Genomic DNA, 16,852 nt, shown 5'->3' on the forward strand with positions numbered 1-16,852 from the left:
CGTCTACTGTTTTATTCCAACCATGAAGTTTTGTAGGACGGATCTTCCACTTTTAAAGCTTCTTCCGTAATTTTTAAAGGACGGAAAGGGTCTACCATTACGGCATATTCTTCTGTGAATTTTTTACCGATACTTCTTTCCATTGCTCCCGGATGAGGCCCGTGAACAATTCCTCCTGGATGAAGAGTGAAATCCATTAAGTCGATATGATTACGGCTCATAAAATCACCTTCTGTATAGAACAATACCTCATCAGAATCTATATTCGAGTGATTGTAAGGTGCTGGAATAGCCATTGGGTGATAGTCATACATTCTTGCACAGAATGAACATACTACAAAGTTATGGGCTTCAAAATTCTGGTGAACCGGTGGCGGTTGATGAATTCTTCCTGTAATCGGTTCAAAATTTTTAATATTAAATTTATAAGGATAGAAATATCCGTCCCAGCCTACAACATCAAAAGGGTGTGTAGCATAGATGAAATCTGTGATCTGGTTTTCTTTTTTCACTTTAATTAAGAATTCTCCTTTTTCATCCTTTGGTTCTTTGAAAGCAGGAGCAATAATGTCTCTTTCGCAGAATGGAGAATGTTCCAATAATTGCCCGAATTCATTTCTGTATCTCTTCGGAGTGTAAATTGGAGAATGGCTTTCTAATACAAAGAATACTGTATTTTCAGATTGTAATTCTACCTGATAAATGGTTCCTCTTGGAATAATAAGATAGTCACCGACACCAAATTCAAGATCTCCCACAAATGTTTTTAAAATCCCGGTTCCTTCATGTACGAATAACAATTCGTCGCATTCTGCATTTTTGTAGAAATAATCCATTGATTTTCTTGGTTTAGCCAATCCCATTTTCAGATCGTTGTTCATCAAAAGGATCTTACGGCTGTCCATAAAATCGTCCTCAGGCGTTACATTCATTCCTTTGAACATTCTTGGTGTAATATTTTTCTCCACTGCAATTTTAGGAGTCACATCTTTCGGCTCTCCGATTGATTTGATCTGCGTAGGACGGTGGATATGGTATAACAGAGAAGAGATACCGTGAAAGCCTTCCGTTCCGAAAAGCTGTTCATAGTAAAATTTATCTTCCGGAGATTTAAAGACGGTATGTCTTTTTTGTGGGATGTTTCCCGATAGATGATATCTCATTTTACTTTCATATGTAGTTTCTCAAATTTAATCATTTTTCATGAATTGACTGAATCAAATATTTTTGATGATATATATTATTATGTTTCATGTTTGAAAAATAATTGTTAGATTTGCCTAACAATTTTAATTTCATGAAGCGAATATTATTTTCTATTACTTTTTTATCTTCATATTGTTTTGCCCAGGAAACAGACAGTTTAAGTATAAATCACTATAAAAACACTGATTCTATAAAGGTTTCTAAAAAGGAATTCAAGACAAGTAATATTGATGATGTAGTGGTTACCGGAACCATAAAACCGATGAGCAGATCTAAAAGCCCGGTGGCTGTTGAGATCTATAGCCAGAAATTTTTTCAGAAAAATCCTACTCCAAGTATTTTTGAAGCCATCAGTATGGTGAACGGAGTAAAACCACAATTGAATTGTTCTGTATGCAACACAGGAGATATTCATATTAATGGACTGGAAGGGCCTTATACAATGATTTTGATAGATGGGATGCCTATTGTAAGCTCGCTTTCCACAGTATACGGATTGAGTGGAATTCCTAATAGCCTTGTAGATAGAATAGAAGTGGTAAAAGGTCCTGCGTCTTCCATTTATGGCTCTGAGGCAATGGGTGGTGTGATTAATATCATCACCAAAAATGCGTTAACGGCTCCTAAGCTAAGCGTAGATATGATGACCAGCTCATGGGCTGAGAATAATCTGGATCTTTCCACCAAGTTTAATATAGGAAAGAATGCAGCTTCATTATTAAGTTTAAATTATTTCAGTTTTCAGGAAAGGATAGACCAGAATAAGGATAATTTTACCGATACCACTTTACAAAGCCGAATTTCGGTCTTTAATAAATGGAATTTTAAAAGAAAGGAAAACAGACAGGCTAGTTTTGCTGTAAGATATTTGTATGAAGATCGTTTCGGTGGTGAAATGCAATGGAATAAATCTTTCCGTGGAAGTGATGAAGTATATGGTGAAAGTATTTATACGAATAGAGCAGAAGTTTTCGGATTGTATGAGTGGCCGATGAAGGAGCATATTGTGACTCAGTTTTCCTATAATTATCATGATCAGAACTCTTTTTACGGAGCGAATCCGTTTAATGCTCTTCAGAAAGTAGCCTTTGTACAGACCTATTGGGATAGAAGTTTTGGAAAACATGATATCACGGCAGGGGTAACTTTTAAAAGAACTTTTTACGATGATAATACTCCCGGAACACTTGCTTCTGATGGGATCACCAATGCTCCGATGAAGTCTCCGATATGGGGGGTGTTTGTTCAGGATCAATGGGAGATTAATGATAAGAATACCTTATTATTAGGATATCGTTACGATTATGATAAGGTACATCACTCTGTGCATTCTCCAAGATTTGCATGGAAATTTTCTCCTAATCCGTATCATACTTTACGATTTAATTTTGGAACAGGATTTAGAGTGGTTAATCTATTTACAGAAGATCATGCTGCATTAACTGGTTCCAGAGAAGTGATCGTGAAATCTGATCTTCTGCCTGAAAGATCCATCAACGGAAATTTAAATTATATCTGGAAAATTCCTGTTGGGAATCGTATGGTGAATCTTGATGCTTCTGCATTCTATACGTATTTCAGTAATAAAATCGTAGGTGATTTTGATTCTGATCCCAATAAAATCATCTATGATAATCTTCACGGATATGGAATTTCCAGAGGAGCTTCATTGAATGTGGATTTTAGTTTTTCATTCCCATTAAGCGTTAACTTAGGGGTTACTTATCTTGATGTGTATCAGAAGTATGATGATGAAAATCAAAAGACACAGCAGCTTCATGCTCCAAAGTGGAGTGGAACCTACAGTCTGACATATAAATTTCCAAGTAATCTAACCATAGATTTCACGGGGCAGTTTTATGGCCCAATGAGATTGCCTGTTTTACCGAATGACTTCCGACCAGAGTATTCACCGTTTTATTCGTTGGCTAATATTCAGGTTTCAAAGAGCTTTAAATCTGGATTTGAAGTGTATTGTGGGGTGAAAAACTTATTCAATTTTACTCCTAAAGACCCTCTGATGAGGCCTTTTGACCCGTTTGATAAACATGTTGATGATCCTATCAGCAATCCCAATCACTATACTTTCGATACCGCTTATGGCTATGCTCCAATGCAGCGTATCAGAGGGTTCTTGGGAGTGAAATATACCTTGAAATGAGAACTTTTATTTTATTTTTAATGTTTGTGCCCTGTCTTTATCTATCCCAGATGAAGACAGGGACTTTTTCTGAGCTGGAGCATGTACAGAAAACATCTCCAAAGCCTGTTGTGATCCATCTTTACACAGATTGGTGTACGGTTTGTAAAATAGAATCTTTCCGCTTAAATAAAGATAAAGATCTGGTGGAAATAATAAATGATCATTTCTACCTTATTAATTTTGAAGCTGAAAAAACAAGAGAAAAGGTCAGTTTTCAAGGTCATGAATTTGAATATTTATCGAATGGAAGCTCAGGAATTCATGAACTGGCGTTGGCTTTATCTAAAAATAAAGAACAGCCTGTGTATCCGTTATGGATTTTCCTGGATAAGAATCAGAATTTAGTGTATTATCAGGAGGGCTTACTTACACCGGAAAAAATGAAACAGAAATTGTTGGAGATTTCTGCTTTGTAAGAGGTTGGAAAACGCAAAGACACAAATTTCTTTATTTATACGTTGTATTTAAGGCGCTAAGATTTTATCTGCGATAAAATTGAACACCAATCATTTTAATTCCACGAATGCACGAATAAAATTATACTTTTTAGATTTTTGAGCTAAATAATATTTGTGGTAAAATATCAGTAGCACTCTTTACAGAATCTTTGATTTTCTTGCGCCCTAAAGAAGAATGTTATTTTGAATTCTTTGTGTCATGTGGTTTCCAACAAAATAAAGTTCCCACAGATTGCACAAATCACGCAGATTTTTTGCATCTGTGAAATTTGTGCAATCTGTGGGAAATCTTTTAATCTTTACTTTCAGCATCTATTAAAATAGCAAGCTGTATACAAGGTTCATCGGAACGATTACTCCATGCGTGGTTTGTTCCTCTTTGGATCACGATATCTCCAGGTTTCAAAAGGGTTTCACCTTCCTCCATAATCAGATAAAGTTCTCCTGAAAGAATGATGATGTAATCTAATGTTGGTGTCTGATGCATCATCGGATGAGGTTCTCCTTTTTTGAATTCAACTCCTAAATCTTTATCGGGTGGGACTACTACATATCGGAAATAAGTTCCATTTTTGGGTGTTTGCGGAAAACCTGTGTTGGGAATTTTGTTTTCAAAATCTAAACTTGCAGGCATGTTCTGAGTATTCCAGATATCTGAAATAATCAGCCCAGGAAAGTGTTCTATGGCATTTTCTACTTGCTGGTCTTCTGCAATAATGGATTTTCCATTTTTAATTCCTGTTACGATACGTCTTGGTATTTTGTTCATGGGTAGCTTATAAATTTTTCATGATAAGTTTATGGCCTTGGGTCTGATTATTTTTTAAGATGGAATGTGCCTGAAGAACTGTTTCCAGAGACAGGTTGCCCATTACTTTATATTGTGATGGAATCATTGAACCTCTTTCAATAAGCGCTGCAATTTCTTCCAGACTGTTTTTATAATAATCATATTTCTTGATCATACTGTAGGCGTAATTAGAGATATTCATAATCACAGTTCCCTTGTTGAAGAGAAGTTCATGCGCCTTCTTGGTAACAAGTGCTGTTACATCTACATAAGTTCCATTGATTTTTAATATTTCAGCAGTTACTTCAGCCATATAATTTCCAACCAGATCAATTCCAATATCGAATGGTTGATGATGGTTGGCCTTTAGAATGTTCTCTACAAGGTTTTCTTCTTTATAATTGACAATTTGATGATCTTTTACCCCCATATTTATGAGCATTTGTTTATTTTCATCACTGCCTACGGTAGCAATGAAGTTGTCAATTTGGTGAGCTAATAAAATTTTGATTAAAAATGAACCTACTCCTCCGGCTGCTCCGGAAATGAATATAGTTTGTTCTGGTTTTAAATTCAATCGTTTAAAAATTTGCAGGGATGTTAATCCTACTGATGGAATAGAAGCTGCCTGTTCAAAGGAAATGTTTTTTGGTTTGAGCGCAACAATGACTTCCGGAACCGAAATATATTCTGCATAAGTTCCATTACTTCCCATAGATCCACTGCCACAGAAGACTTCGTCTCCAATATTGAACTGGGTGACATCCGCTCCTTTTTCTACTACAATCCCGGAGAGTTCGCGTCCTAATATAGGTGAACTGATTAATTTTCTTTCCAATTCATTTTCCAGCATTTGATAATCAATAGGATTGAATCCGCTTGCTTTGATCTGGATTAATATTTCATTGTTTTTAGGTTGAGGTTTTTCAACAAAACCGTTTTCAAGTCTAAAATCTTTATTTAAAATTACCGCTTTCATAGGTAGATATTTGTTTTTAGTTAATGCAATTACATGATCATCATCTGTATGGATGAGAAATCATATCCTTCTTTGATGTACAAATGTAAAACGGGAATAGTTTATATTTGCTACTAGTTAACAAATGGTAACTAGTTACCTTAATGAAACTATTATGGCAAAAATTATTGAAAACGGAACTGAAAGAGAAGCAACTTGTACTGAGGAATTATTTGCTATGCGTGATAGCCTGGATGTGTTGGGGGGAAAATGGAAATTAATGATTCTACGATATCTGACCAACAGAACCGATCAACAGATTCATTTTAAAAAACTGGAGCGTGGTATTGATGGGATTTCTGCTAAAATGCTAAGCAAGGAATTGAAAGAACTTGAAATCAATCTTCTGATTACAAGAACAATTCAGGATACAAAACCGATTACAGTTACTTATGCTGTTACAGAATATGGAAAATCAGTATTTCCTGTGACAGAAACTTTGGTGAACTGGGGGATACTTCATCGGAAGAAGATCAAAGCTTCAATGGGATAATTTGAAACTGAAAAATTATAATCAAGTTAGATTGGAAAACGCTAAAGATTCAAAGGATTTAAGATAAAATCTTTGCGCCTTAGTGTTTTCCAACAAAATACCTGGGAAACTATTTTAGTAAGACTGCAATAATAGCCAATATTGCAGGTAACGCTTGAACAAAAAATATCTTCTTCGTAGCAGAAATAGCACCATAAATCCCGGCAATCGCTACGCAACCTAAAAAGAATAAAGCAATGTTATCCTGCCATTGTGGATCTTTAATTAGAAAAGACCAGATCAATCCTGCAGCTAGAAAACCATTATATAATCCCTGATTAGCTGCTAATCCCTTTGTTGGTTTAAACATTTCAGCAGGGAGAGCTGCTTTGAAAACTTCTTTGCCTTTGGTTTCCCATGCAAACATTTCCATCCAAAGAATATAAAGATGTTCCAGTGCAACGATAGCGATCAGTATTTTGGCAATGATTTCCATGATTTAATATTTTTGTCATTGTAAAACTAAAAAAATAAAGTTAAGTTTGAGTATTCAATTCTAAAGATGGATAATTTTAAAGCACATTTAAACAAATTCATTGCGGTATCTGACGATGAGTACCTGTCTATATTTTCCTTTTTTGACGTATTAAAGGTAAAGAAGAAGGAAAGTCTGATGCTGGAAGGTGAAATTTGCCGGAATATGTATTTTGTAGTGGAAGGTTGTCTGAGAAAATATTTTATTAATGAAAAAGGAGTAGAGCATACTACACAATTTGCTATTGAAAACTGGTGGATTACCGATACGTTTGCATATGAGCGACAGATACAGACCGATTTTAATATTCAGTCTGTGGAAAAGTCTACCATTCTTGTCATTGATTTTAAAAATCAGGAATTATTATTGGAGAAACATCCTGTAATGGAAAAATATTTCAGGATTATTTATCAAAGGGCTTATGCAGCTTCTGAAAGAAAAATCCGCTATCTGGCTGAATATTCTCGGGAAGAATTGTATGTTCATTTCAGTACGTTGTATCCTTGGTTTATTCAGAGAATGCCTCAATATCTTGTTGCTTCGTTTCTTGGTTTTACTCCGGAATATTTAAGTGAAATTAAAGCAAAATTACGTTCTTAAACCAGTTTAAGATTTTTACGGATTAGATATCGGAAATTTGTCATGTGATTAAAAGCTAACACAATGACAAATACACAAAATCAATTTCCACAGCTGTTTTTAAGGCTTGCTCTTGCCGTAACAATGCTTTCTGCAGTTGCTGACCGATTCGGGTTGTGGAGTGCAGAAAATTCTTCATGGGGAAATATGAAAAGTTTTGAAGAATACACAAGATCTCTGACTTTTTTTCTTCCGGAAGTATTGAGTATAATCTCCGCTTATGCTGCTACATTTTTAGAAATTCTATTACCATTGATGCTGCTTGTTGGTTTTAAAACCAGAATTGCAGCTTATGGAAGCAGTATTCTTCTATTGATTTTTGCGGTATCAATGACTGTTGCATTAGGTTCTAAGGCGCCACTCAATTATTCAGTCTGGGTGGGAAGTGCGGCAGCTCTTTTATTGGCTGTTCAGTCACAGTATTCTTTTAGTATCGATCAATTAACCAAAAAATAAATATAATGAGTGCAAGATTTAACATGGCAACTACAGATGCTGCCGCTTACAAAGCAATGTTGGGATTAGAAGGATATTTACAGAATACTTCTTTAACTCATATTCAAAAGGAATTAATTAAAATCAGGGCTTCCCAAATCAATAAATGTGCTTTCTGTCTTGATATGCATACCAAAGATGCCATCAAATATGGAGAAACACCACAGAGAATTTTCATTTTGGATGGCTGGACGGAAGCTAAAGAATTTTTTACAGAAGAAGAACAGGTGTTGTTGTTAATGACGGAGGAAATTACTTTGATCAGCCAAAAAGGATTAACTGATGAAACCTATCAAAAAGCTAAAACGTTCTTTGATGAAGCTCAGATTGCTCAGATCATTATGGCGATTATCACCATTAATGCATGGAACAGAATTGCAATCAGTACGCATTTGCCAATCGCTAAATAAAAAAAACAATGTCGGGTTATTAATAAAAAAGAGCTTTTCAGTGCTGAAAAGCTCTTTTTTATAATGTAAATAACAATGTGTAAGGCTCCGTGATATTAATTCTAAAATAAATCTTAATGGTAAATATTAAGTTTGTGTACGGAGTTTACTTCCTGCTTTGTTATTTGTTATGCATTATAGGTTCTTTCTCTGGAAAGGCCCTTGCGGAGCAATAATCTCAAGGTTGGTTCCGTCAGGATCCTGGAAATAGGCCACCGCAGTTCCGTATCCGGCTTTCAATCCGTCTGCTTCTTCAAATACAATTGGCTCTCCATCTGGTTCTACACCAATTTCCTTTAATCTCTGCATAGCTTCATCAATACTGTCTACTTCAAAACAAAGGTGCATGGCACTGATCTGATTGTTGGAGTAAGATGCCTGCTCAGCTTCAGGAATTACATATTCCAGGATATCGAGGTTGATGTTGTCAAGGCGAAGGTTGGCAAATTTTATTTTAGTATCGGTAAGACCTTGTGTTTTTGCCATTCTTTCCCCACCGATAACATCGATATTGGAGACTTTAGTTCCGGTCAATGCTTCATAAAAAGCAATTGATTTCTCTAAATTTTTTACAGTGATTCCTACGTGATTGGCGCGTGTGAAACCTTTTGTTATATTTTCCATTATTTTAAATTTTGTAATTGATATTTTAAAAAAATTGTGTGATCAGTAACTCAGGTTTGGAATATTAAATTAAGCATTATTCCCGAATACTGAGAAAGAAATTAATAAATAGCAACTGGATTCACATTCACCTGAGTAGAACCTACATAGAGAGGTTGTCCCAGTACAAACAGGAATTCCCATACTTTTTGTTTTACTAATGGACGGCTGTCAATCAATTCTAAATTATAGATCCCTTTTTTAGCCAACATATATTGGTTGATTGGAAATTCTTCTTTACTTTTTGGGTTTGGATATACCTCAGAAGCCCAGGTATCACCACCGAAAGCAACAATTCCTTGGTCAGCCAGCCATTTGGCAGCATCCATTCCGATTCCCGGTTCAGTTTCTAAGAACTGTTTGTTGTCTTTACCCACCAGTTCAAGCCATCCTGTATTGAAAAGAATAACATCTCCTTTTCTTAAGGTAAGACCTTGTTTCTTTAAAACAGCTTTAATGTCTTCAACGGTGAATTCTGTTCCACCAGGCACAATAGCTTTTCCATAGTGAGCTACCATATCAAGAACAACACCTCTGGTAACAAATGGAGGTACTTTTTCAACTCCTAATTTTTTCACTCCTTCTACGGTTACAAAATCAGTAGCTTTATTTCCGTTGTAGTAAACATTATCAATACCGATGTGTCCGATACCATTAAGCTGAGTTCCAACTCCTGTCCATCCATTCACCAATTCGTCGTTGAATGTAAATTTATTAGGGCCAATACTTTTTCCACCTTGTTCTCCCGGTTGAATGTTGTAAAGATTGAAGCTTCTGTGTCTGAAAGCTGGTAAGTTTTTATCAATAGGAACAGCCAATGCTAATGTTTTACCTTGTTTTACCAATCCTAGTGCTTGTTTTACCACTTCAGGGGTTAATAAATTGGCTGCTCCGATTTCATCCTGAGCTCCATAAGCGGACGGATACCATGATTTGTCTTCCGGATTTACAAGGGTTTGTGCGTTTAATGCAATACTGTTTATCGTCAATAGGGTTACTAACCCGAACATTTTGATCAGATTCTTTTTCATTTTTTTATGATGTATAGGTTGAAAAGAAGGGAAGTGGGAAGCTGGAAGAGGGAAGAGGGAAGTTGTTACAGTCTTTGAACAGCTGGCATTCCATTTATTGAATCGTGCTTCTTGTTTTACTTTCCTTTAAAGAGAAAGGAAGCTCTGGAGGAAGAGAAAGTGAAGTTTTTGAAGTCGGTCCACAACTGATATTTTATTGATTAAGTTGTTGTAATTATTCAAATTAACAGACTGTAAGTTAACAATACACGCTAGTGTGTTCAACTTCATATTTCCATCTTAAAGTCTGATAATTATTGGGTTCAAAGGGCTGAAAAGTCATCAATAACCTGACAGTACCTCCATCCTCCCTCTTCCAGCTCCCAGCTTATATATTAAATCTCGCTTAAAGCAGCGTTGATGAAGTTCAATTCTTCCTGAGAAAGGTTGATGTCCATTGCTTTCGCATTATCAATAGCTTGTTCCGCATTTCTGGCTCCGGCTAATACTACTGTAATGGCTGGTTGTAAAGTAGTCCATCTTAATACCAATTGAGAAAGGCTGGCTCCTTTTTCCTGAGCAATAGGTTCAATTTTTTCAAGGAACGTTTTTACTTTATTTAAATCAAACTGAGAGAAATAACCGTTTCTGTGGTCGTTGTCTTTTAATTTGTTATCCTTGAAATATTTACCTGTTAAAAGACCTCTTTCCATTGGGCTGTATACGATGATCCCTGAATTGTTCTCTAAAGAATAAGGAACAAGATCGTTTTCAATAGAACGGTTCAGCATACTGTAAGAAACCTGGTTGCTTGCTAATTTAAAAGTTCTGTTAGCCTCTTCCATTTGGGCAACACTGTAGTTACTTACCCCTGCAGCACGAACTTTTCCTTGTTGGATTAATAATTCCATAGCTTCCATTGTTTCACTGATCGCTGTTGTGCTGTCTGGCCAGTGAAGTTGTAAAAGGTCGATATAATCAGTTCCCAGTCTTTTTAAGCTTTCTTCAACTTCTTTGATGATGTTTGCTTTAGAAGCTAATTTATAGACAGGAATTACTTTTCCTTCGTCTTCAGCGTCAAAGAAAAATTCTCCTTTTCCGTTGTTACTTCCGTCCCATACCAAACCAAATTTCGTTAACAGTTGTATTTTTGAACGGTCTTTTCCTTTAATTGCTTCACCAATCATTTCTTCACTTAATCCGAAACCGTAAAAAGGTGCCGTATCAATAGAAGTTACTCCATGATCCAATGATGCGTGAATAGAGTTAATAGAATCTTGTTTTTCATTACCACCCCACATATTACCACCGATTGCAAAAGCTCCGTGTGTGATTGTTGATAATTCTAAATCTGTGTTTCCTAATTTTCTATATTCCATTTTTTCTTGTTTTTAAAATTTGTTATTTAATTCTTTTAAAATTGCTTCTCCAACGCTCTTTGCAGATTGTGGATTTTGTCCGGTGATGACTCTTTGATCAGAAACAACATGATTCTGCCAAAGTCCGGATTTTTCAAATTGTGCTCCTCTTTCTTTTAATTTGTTTTCCAGTAAGAAAGGAACAACATCCGTTAATTTTACTGCGGATTCTTCTTCATTAGTAAACGCATTGATCTTTTTGCCATCTACCAGGTATTTTCCGTTATTCAGTTTGATATTCACCAAACCTGCCGGCCCGTGGCATACTCCTGCTACAATTCCTCCGTTTTCATAAACTGTGGAGGCGATATCTGCCAATTCTTTATTGTCAGCCAAGTCCCACATTGCTCCATGTCCGCCTGCATAAAAGATCGTTGAGTAGTCTTTGGGATTTACCTGTGATGGCGTTAAAGAATGATCAATCTTGTTTCTGTATTCCTTGTTTTCCCAGAACTCTTTGTTGACAGGATCTTTTAAATCAAATCCGTCTACTGGTGGAGTTCCTCCTTTTGGACTTACAAAGTCAATTTCATATCCTGCTTTGTGAAGCACTTCCCATGGGTGAGAAACTTCGCCCAGATAATATCCTGTTTTTTCGTTTGTGCTACCTTTTTTGTCATGGCTGGTTACAACGAATAAGATTTTCTTTTTCATATCAATAGATTTTTGGTGTTGAGCCTGAATAAATCCTATTGTGAAAAGGCTTAGAAATAAAAGCGCCAGTTTTTTCATTCTTAAATGAGGTTGGTGATGTAAAGTTGAGGAACTTCCTGAAGTTTTTCATCAATTAAAACACCGAAAGCTTTAATATAAGGCTGCTCATTATGCTGTGCTAATCCTTCTTCGCTTTTCCATATTTCGTAGAATACAAAATGATTTTTGTCTTCAATTCCCTGATGAAGATTGTACAATTCACAAGCTTCTTCTTTTCTTGTTTCTTTTACCATATTCTGAAGAACTTCCAATACTTCTGAACGGTGCTCTTCTTTGGCTTTAATAACTGCGGTAAGGTGAATTTTCATTATACTAATTCTGGTGTTAATTCTTTTGCAAATACGTTTTTCACATGGTCTCTGTACAACTTCATATCACGTTCTACGTTGGCATTTTTTTCCACATCATGGAAGTGGAAGCTGTCCATTTTTTCTAACGATACGAAAGCGTTCATTCTGTGGAACCCAAATAGAGGTCCTTCGTCTACACTTTTCTCATCAAAAAATTCTCCAGGAAGGGTAAAGGCTGTAGCAGGAGCATTCCAGCTTGTGGTCAGCATATATTTTCTTCCGCCAAGCATTCCGCCTGTTCCGTAGTTGATTTCAGGATTGGCCGCATTTCTACCATCACTCATATAAATACCTTTAGCGTGGCCTGCTGTGAAAACTTCATCAATATATTTTTTCAATCCGTTCGGAAGTTGGAACCACCAGATGGGAGTGTGGTAAATGATATAATCTGCCCAAACGAATTTTTGTACTTCTTCATGTTTGTCATAATTTTCACTTACATTGGTTACCTTTATTTCTACATTATCAAATTCTTTAAGAACGGCTAATGTATTTTCTGCGATAGTCTGATTATATTTTCCTCCGGAATGCCCGAAGTTCTGTCCTCCGTTAATGATTAATACTTTTTTCATTTTTTTATGATTGTTTAAATTTTACTCTGCAAAGTTACTATGGAGTGTTGTATAATAAAAATAATATAAATTATAGGTAAGTATTATAATATTTATATGTTTGGGTTTTTAGTTTGAAAGTTATTGGTTGCTAGTTTTATACTGTGGTTTAAAGCCTGGTTTTTCCACGCTTTTATATAAAGTTTACTAGTTTTTATTGATTAATCTTTTTTTTCATGGTAAAATGTCATGCTGTATCTGAACTGGAATTTCTATTTGTCTCGTACATTTGATTAACAAATTGACAGACAATGATACAGATAGCAGTTTTTGGTGATGTGCATGGGAATCTTCCTGCATTGGAAGTAGTGTTGAAGGATATTGAAGAGAGAGGAATTCGTCAGAAGTTTTGCTTGGGTGATCTTGTAGATTTTGCTCCCTGGGGGAATGAAGTGATAGAAAGCATTAAAAGTTTAAATATCCCTTGTATATTGGGAAATCATGATGAAAGAATTGCTTTTGATTTACCTGTTTTTCCTTTATCTAAGCATTCTGAAGAAGAAACAAAGGCAAGGTTTGTTGCGATTGATCATTCGAAAAAACATATTACAGAAGAAAACAAAAAGTTTCTTTCCGAACTTCCTTTTCACTTGAAACTAAATTATAAAATAGGCAATAAGCATTGGAATATTCAGTTGGTACATTCCAGTCTGGAAAGCAATGATACTTACTTATACGAATCAGAAAATGATGAGGTTTTTACCAGTATGCTGGAAGATTCAAAGGCTGATATTATTCTGATGGGACATACTCATCTATCATTTACAAAACAGTTTGAAAATAAAAAATGGGCAGTCAATTGTGGTTCTGTTGGAAGGTCTAAAGAAACAAATAGATTAGCTTCTTATCTCATATTGACTTTGGATACTGAAAAGATTACCCCTGAAATTATACAATTAGCATATCCGCTGGAAGAAACTGCCCGTCAGATCGAGGAAAGCGGGATTCCGGATTATTATGCTTCCTTTTTAAGAAATGAAAATGTATTAATATTATAATTATTTTGTAAATTTGCATCAGAATATTAATAAATAAGTCATGGTCAATTTAGAATGGTATCGTACTTTTAAGGCGATCTATAAAACCGGGACATTGACAGGTGCAGCTGATGCCTTATTCATTTCGCAGCCCGGGGTGAGCTTACATTTAGGTTCACTGGAAGCGTATGTAGGATATAAATTGTTCGACAGAACCGGTAGAAAAATGATTCCTACAGAGAGAGGAAAAGTATTGTTCAATGCCATAGCAGAACCTCTTACCAAGTTGGAAGATGTAGAGAAGAATTTTCAGAAATCTACAGAAAAACATACCCCAACCATTAGCGTCGGAATGTGTTTTGAAACTTTTCAAACGACTTTGGAGCAATATGTTTCTTCACTACCTTTCAACCTGATTATAAGCTTTGGAGAGTATCCTGAAATGCTGGATCAATTGGATAAAGGAATCCTGGATCTTATTATTACTCCAAAAAAAGGATCTTCTCCTAATATAGAACATGAAGCATTTTCTTCTGAACAGATTATTCTGGTAGGTGGAAAGGATGTAGATACAGATGCTTTTAAGAAGGTTTTAAAAACAAAAGATATAGAGCAGATCGAAGCGTGGCTAAAGAATGAAAAATGGTATGGAACTACAGGAGATATGGAACATCTTTTCCAATACTGGACTTTAAACTTTGGGCACAAACCGAATTTCCGTCCGAATTATATTGTTCCGAACTTAAACTCCATCATCCGTTGTCTGAAAGGAGGAACAGGATTAGCGGTGGTTCCTGATTTTTTATGCAAAAATGAAATCGAAAGCGGAGAAATTAAGCTGATCTGGGAAGGAAAGAAAAAACTGGAAAACACTTTGTATTTCGGATGTAGAAAGAAAACCAATTATCAAACGGAGATAGAACATATTAAAGGTTTATTCCGTAAGATGATGGGTAAGTAAAACCATATCCCTCATCTGTAAACCGTTTTCATAAATCGGGGATGGGTAATTTTCAATAAAGAAATCTTTACGTATCCCTGTTTTTTTGAAATCGTTTTTCTCATAAAACCGAATCTGCTGAAATCCGGTATCTGAAGTTCCGACACTCAGGACTTCATAATGATTATCAAGGGCTATTTCCTTGGCTTTTTTTATTAAAATACTTCCGAGTCCTTTACTTCTGTAGCTTTCAATGACTGCCATATTTTTAATCTCAAGTTCAGTATCACTGTTTTTACATAAAGCCATAACGGCAATATTTTCTGTTCCATCCTGTAAGAGATAGATATCACATTTGAAAATGTATTGATCAATGGCTTCAGTGGTCTCGTCAGCTAACAATAGTAATTCATAAGGAATCTCCGAATCGTTGGCAATTTTGTTGAAAGTATATTGTTCCATCTATAAGCTTATATGAATAGTTTGAGAATCATCATTTCCACAAAAATAAGGAAAATAGAGACTTGAATCCAGTCATAGATTGAATCGTAAATATTGGAGGTTGGAAATCGCGAAGACGCAAAAAAATAAATAATACGCTGCTTTTAAGGCGCAAGAAAATCGAAGATTCTCAGCAATATTCTATTGCTGATATTTTGCTGCTAATGCACAAATAGATTTTATGCGTAAGTTCTGAAAGTATAATTTTATTCAGTAAGGGCATTAAAAATCATCGGTATTCAATTTTATCGCAGATAAAATCCTAGCGTCTTAAATACAACGCCTCAACGAGAGAAATCTAGCGTCTTCGCGGTTTTCCAACATCACTGCAAACACTCATTAAATAACATTTTTTTAACAAAAACAGTAAAATTGGTAAGCCGAAGTTCCGTTTTTTTGTCGCAAATTTGTTTAATCACTTTATATTAATCATTAAAATAAAGACTTATGCAAAAGAAAACCTATACAGGGCAACCTGTAGTAACCTTAAATAATGGAGTAGATATTCCTGCTTTAGGCTTTGGAGTATGGCAGATGGAAGATCTGCAAGAATGCGAAAATGCAGTAATCAAAGCTATTCAGACAGGATACAGAATGATTGATACTGCTGCTATTTATCAAAATGAAACCGCTGTAGGTGCTGCAGTGAAGAAAAGTGGAGTAGACAGAGATGAATTGTTCATTACTTCTAAAGTTTGGGTTCAGGATCATGGGTATGAAAAAGCAAAAAAGGCATTCCAGAGAACGTTAGACAGATTACAGATGGATTATTTGGATATGTATCTTATTCACTGGCCTTATGGTGACTTTTTGGGAACCTGGAAGGCTTTAGAAGATCTGTATCAGGAAGGAAAGATTAAAGCGATCGGAGTTTGTAATTTTACGGTTGAAAAGCTTGAAGAATTAAAAGCAAATTCAACAGTTCTTCCGGTAATTAACCAGATTGAGCTGCATCCTGTTTTTCAACAAAAAGAATTACAAGTTTATAACAGAGAAAATAATATCATCACTCAGCCATGGAGTCCGCTTGGAAATGGAAATGCAAATCTTTTGAGTAATCCTGATTTAAAATCAATCGCAGAGAAATATGGTAAAACAGTTGCTCAGGTCATTTTGAGATGGCATTTACAGGAAGGATTTGTGGTAATTCCAAAATCTGTTACTCCATCAAGAATTGAGGAGAACTTTAATGTATTTGATTTTGAACTTACAGAGGATGAAATGAATGTTGTTCGTTCTTTAGATACAGGAAAAAGACTATTCTTTGATCCAAAAGACCCTGAATGGGAACAGAAAATGTTGAATGCTGTAGCGGATATTTAAGCTTAATTAAAAATTATATCTCCCACAGATTTCCCAAATTTCACAGATTAAAAATCTGCGTAATCTCTGAGATCTGTGGG

Annotated in this window: 20 protein-coding genes; 9 read left to right on the top strand and 11 right to left on the bottom strand. The window is 35.5% G+C overall.

The annotated features are described in order from the left end of the window. Positions 1-11 precede the first annotated feature (11 nt). Positions 12-1,163 carry a homogentisate 1,2-dioxygenase gene (locus GTR01_RS18705; RefSeq protein ID WP_160139279.1) on the bottom strand — a complete coding sequence of 384 codons (1,152 nt, stop codon included), beginning with the start codon at positions 1,161-1,163 and terminating at the stop codon, positions 12-14. Positions 1,164-1,297: 134 nt separating this feature from the next. Here GTR01_RS18705 and GTR01_RS18710 point away from each other — a divergent pair, with 134 nt between their 5' ends. Further along, positions 1,298-3,367: a TonB-dependent receptor plug domain-containing protein gene (locus GTR01_RS18710; protein WP_160139280.1), complete on the top strand. Its 2,070-nt coding sequence runs from the start codon at positions 1,298-1,300 to the stop codon at positions 3,365-3,367. Positions 3,368-3,417: 50 nt separating this feature from the next. Beyond that, positions 3,418-3,825: a thioredoxin family protein gene (locus GTR01_RS18715; protein WP_228452285.1), complete on the top strand. Its 408-nt coding sequence runs from the start codon at positions 3,418-3,420 to the stop codon at positions 3,823-3,825. Positions 3,826-4,159: 334 nt separating this feature from the next. Here GTR01_RS18715 and GTR01_RS18720 read toward each other — a convergent pair whose 3' ends face one another. Next, positions 4,160-4,636, bottom strand: a complete 477-nt coding sequence (locus GTR01_RS18720; protein ID WP_185155150.1) for a cupin domain-containing protein — start codon at positions 4,634-4,636, stop codon at positions 4,160-4,162. Between the two features lie 7 nt (positions 4,637-4,643). After that, positions 4,644-5,636 (bottom strand): NADP-dependent oxidoreductase, encoded by a 993-nt coding sequence (locus GTR01_RS18725; RefSeq protein ID WP_160139282.1) that lies wholly within the window; start codon positions 5,634-5,636, stop codon positions 4,644-4,646. A gap of 154 nt (positions 5,637-5,790) precedes the next feature. Between GTR01_RS18725 and GTR01_RS18730 the strand changes: the two genes are divergently transcribed. Beyond that, positions 5,791-6,168: a winged helix-turn-helix transcriptional regulator gene (locus tag GTR01_RS18730; protein ID WP_160139283.1), complete on the top strand. Its 378-nt coding sequence runs from the start codon at positions 5,791-5,793 to the stop codon at positions 6,166-6,168. Between the two features lie 109 nt (positions 6,169-6,277). Here the strand turns inward: GTR01_RS18730 and GTR01_RS18735 are convergent, their stop codons facing one another. Beyond that, positions 6,278-6,643: a DUF1304 domain-containing protein gene (locus tag GTR01_RS18735; protein ID WP_160139284.1), complete on the bottom strand. Its 366-nt coding sequence runs from the start codon at positions 6,641-6,643 to the stop codon at positions 6,278-6,280. A gap of 66 nt (positions 6,644-6,709) precedes the next feature. Here GTR01_RS18735 and GTR01_RS18740 point away from each other — a divergent pair, with 66 nt between their 5' ends. The 3 genes from GTR01_RS18740 (at position 6,710) to GTR01_RS18750 (ending at position 8,226) form a co-directional block, all read left to right on the top strand. Next, entirely contained in the window at positions 6,710-7,282 is a 573-nt protein-coding gene (locus tag GTR01_RS18740; protein WP_160139285.1) for a Crp/Fnr family transcriptional regulator, read from the top strand. 63 nt (positions 7,283-7,345) lie between these two features. Further along, on the top strand, positions 7,346-7,777 hold the full coding sequence (locus tag GTR01_RS18745; protein ID WP_185155151.1) for a DoxX family membrane protein: 432 nt from the start codon (positions 7,346-7,348) through the stop codon (positions 7,775-7,777). A 5-nt stretch (positions 7,778-7,782) separates the two neighbouring features. Next, positions 7,783-8,226 (top strand): carboxymuconolactone decarboxylase family protein, encoded by a 444-nt coding sequence (locus tag GTR01_RS18750; RefSeq protein ID WP_160139286.1) that lies wholly within the window; start codon positions 7,783-7,785, stop codon positions 8,224-8,226. Between the two features lie 174 nt (positions 8,227-8,400). Here GTR01_RS18750 and GTR01_RS18755 read toward each other — a convergent pair whose 3' ends face one another. The 6 genes from GTR01_RS18755 to GTR01_RS18780 all read right to left on the bottom strand — a co-directional run bounded on the left by GTR01_RS18755 (position 8,401) and on the right by GTR01_RS18780 (position 12,992). Continuing rightward, positions 8,401-8,889, bottom strand: coding sequence for a VOC family protein (locus GTR01_RS18755; protein WP_160139287.1), 489 nt, complete (start codon positions 8,887-8,889; stop codon positions 8,401-8,403). Between the two features lie 101 nt (positions 8,890-8,990). Further along, positions 8,991-9,959, bottom strand: coding sequence for a cyclase family protein (locus tag GTR01_RS18760; RefSeq protein ID WP_160139288.1), 969 nt, complete (start codon positions 9,957-9,959; stop codon positions 8,991-8,993). 374 nt (positions 9,960-10,333) lie between these two features. After that, the gene (locus GTR01_RS18765) at positions 10,334-11,317 is read right to left on the bottom strand and encodes an aldo/keto reductase (protein ID WP_160139289.1); all 984 of its coding nucleotides are present in this window, start codon (positions 11,315-11,317) and stop codon (positions 10,334-10,336) included. A gap of 12 nt (positions 11,318-11,329) precedes the next feature. After that, complete coding sequence (locus GTR01_RS18770; RefSeq protein WP_228452286.1) at positions 11,330-12,010, bottom strand: type 1 glutamine amidotransferase domain-containing protein; 681 nt, start codon at positions 12,008-12,010, stop codon at positions 11,330-11,332. Positions 12,011-12,090: 80 nt separating this feature from the next. Beyond that, on the bottom strand, positions 12,091-12,378 hold the full coding sequence (locus tag GTR01_RS18775; protein ID WP_160139291.1) for a putative quinol monooxygenase: 288 nt from the start codon (positions 12,376-12,378) through the stop codon (positions 12,091-12,093). Then, on the bottom strand, positions 12,378-12,992 hold the full coding sequence (locus tag GTR01_RS18780; protein ID WP_160139292.1) for an NAD(P)H-dependent oxidoreductase: 615 nt from the start codon (positions 12,990-12,992) through the stop codon (positions 12,378-12,380). The genes GTR01_RS18775 and GTR01_RS18780 overlap by 1 nt, the downstream gene beginning before the upstream one ends. A gap of 290 nt (positions 12,993-13,282) precedes the next feature. On the opposite strand from GTR01_RS18780, the gene GTR01_RS18785 reads away from it, so the two are divergent. After that, the gene (locus GTR01_RS18785; RefSeq protein ID WP_160139293.1) at positions 13,283-14,029 is read left to right on the top strand and encodes a metallophosphoesterase family protein; all 747 of its coding nucleotides are present in this window, start codon (positions 13,283-13,285) and stop codon (positions 14,027-14,029) included. 40 nt (positions 14,030-14,069) lie between these two features. Further along, positions 14,070-14,969 (top strand): LysR family transcriptional regulator, encoded by a 900-nt coding sequence (locus tag GTR01_RS18790; protein WP_160139294.1) that lies wholly within the window; start codon positions 14,070-14,072, stop codon positions 14,967-14,969. Here GTR01_RS18790 and GTR01_RS18795 read toward each other — a convergent pair. Then, complete coding sequence (locus GTR01_RS18795) at positions 14,943-15,410, bottom strand: GNAT family N-acetyltransferase (protein ID WP_160139295.1); 468 nt, start codon at positions 15,408-15,410, stop codon at positions 14,943-14,945. The genes GTR01_RS18790 and GTR01_RS18795 overlap by 27 nt on opposite strands. A 486-nt stretch (positions 15,411-15,896) precedes the next feature. On the opposite strand from GTR01_RS18795, the gene GTR01_RS18800 reads away from it, so the two are divergent. Next, the gene (locus tag GTR01_RS18800) at positions 15,897-16,772 is read left to right on the top strand and encodes an aldo/keto reductase (RefSeq protein WP_160139296.1); all 876 of its coding nucleotides are present in this window, start codon (positions 15,897-15,899) and stop codon (positions 16,770-16,772) included. Positions 16,773-16,852: the final 80 nt, after the last annotated feature.

The sequence above is a fragment of the Chryseobacterium sp. c4a genome, assembly GCF_009900745.1.
Taxonomy (GTDB): Bacteria; Bacteroidota; Bacteroidia; order Flavobacteriales; family Weeksellaceae; genus Chryseobacterium.

Coding starts and splice junctions, on each gene's coding strand:
- GTR01_RS18705 (WP_160139279.1), bottom strand. CDS start 1,163: ATGAGATATCATCTATCGGGAAACATCCCACAAAAAAGACATACCGTC.
- GTR01_RS18710 (WP_160139280.1), top strand. CDS start 1,298: ATGAAGCGAATATTATTTTCTATTACTTTTTTATCTTCATATTGTTTT.
- GTR01_RS18715 (WP_228452285.1), top strand. CDS start 3,418: ATGAAGACAGGGACTTTTTCTGAGCTGGAGCATGTACAGAAAACATCT.
- GTR01_RS18720 (WP_185155150.1), bottom strand. CDS start 4,636: ATGAACAAAATACCAAGACGTATCGTAACAGGAATTAAAAATGGAAAA.
- GTR01_RS18725 (WP_160139282.1), bottom strand. CDS start 5,636: ATGAAAGCGGTAATTTTAAATAAAGATTTTAGACTTGAAAACGGTTTT.
- GTR01_RS18730 (WP_160139283.1), top strand. CDS start 5,791: ATGGCAAAAATTATTGAAAACGGAACTGAAAGAGAAGCAACTTGTACT.
- GTR01_RS18735 (WP_160139284.1), bottom strand. CDS start 6,643: ATGGAAATCATTGCCAAAATACTGATCGCTATCGTTGCACTGGAACAT.
- GTR01_RS18740 (WP_160139285.1), top strand. CDS start 6,710: ATGGATAATTTTAAAGCACATTTAAACAAATTCATTGCGGTATCTGAC.
- GTR01_RS18745 (WP_185155151.1), top strand. CDS start 7,346: ATGACAAATACACAAAATCAATTTCCACAGCTGTTTTTAAGGCTTGCT.
- GTR01_RS18750 (WP_160139286.1), top strand. CDS start 7,783: ATGAGTGCAAGATTTAACATGGCAACTACAGATGCTGCCGCTTACAAA.
- GTR01_RS18755 (WP_160139287.1), bottom strand. CDS start 8,889: ATGGAAAATATAACAAAAGGTTTCACACGCGCCAATCACGTAGGAATC.
- GTR01_RS18760 (WP_160139288.1), bottom strand. CDS start 9,959: ATGAAAAAGAATCTGATCAAAATGTTCGGGTTAGTAACCCTATTGACG.
- GTR01_RS18765 (WP_160139289.1), bottom strand. CDS start 11,317: ATGGAATATAGAAAATTAGGAAACACAGATTTAGAATTATCAACAATC.
- GTR01_RS18770 (WP_228452286.1), bottom strand. CDS start 12,010: ATGAAAAAGAAAATCTTATTCGTTGTAACCAGCCATGACAAAAAAGGT.
- GTR01_RS18775 (WP_160139291.1), bottom strand. CDS start 12,378: ATGAAAATTCACCTTACCGCAGTTATTAAAGCCAAAGAAGAGCACCGT.
- GTR01_RS18780 (WP_160139292.1), bottom strand. CDS start 12,992: ATGAAAAAAGTATTAATCATTAACGGAGGACAGAACTTCGGGCATTCC.
- GTR01_RS18785 (WP_160139293.1), top strand. CDS start 13,283: ATGATACAGATAGCAGTTTTTGGTGATGTGCATGGGAATCTTCCTGCA.
- GTR01_RS18790 (WP_160139294.1), top strand. CDS start 14,070: ATGGTCAATTTAGAATGGTATCGTACTTTTAAGGCGATCTATAAAACC.
- GTR01_RS18795 (WP_160139295.1), bottom strand. CDS start 15,410: ATGGAACAATATACTTTCAACAAAATTGCCAACGATTCGGAGATTCCT.
- GTR01_RS18800 (WP_160139296.1), top strand. CDS start 15,897: ATGCAAAAGAAAACCTATACAGGGCAACCTGTAGTAACCTTAAATAAT.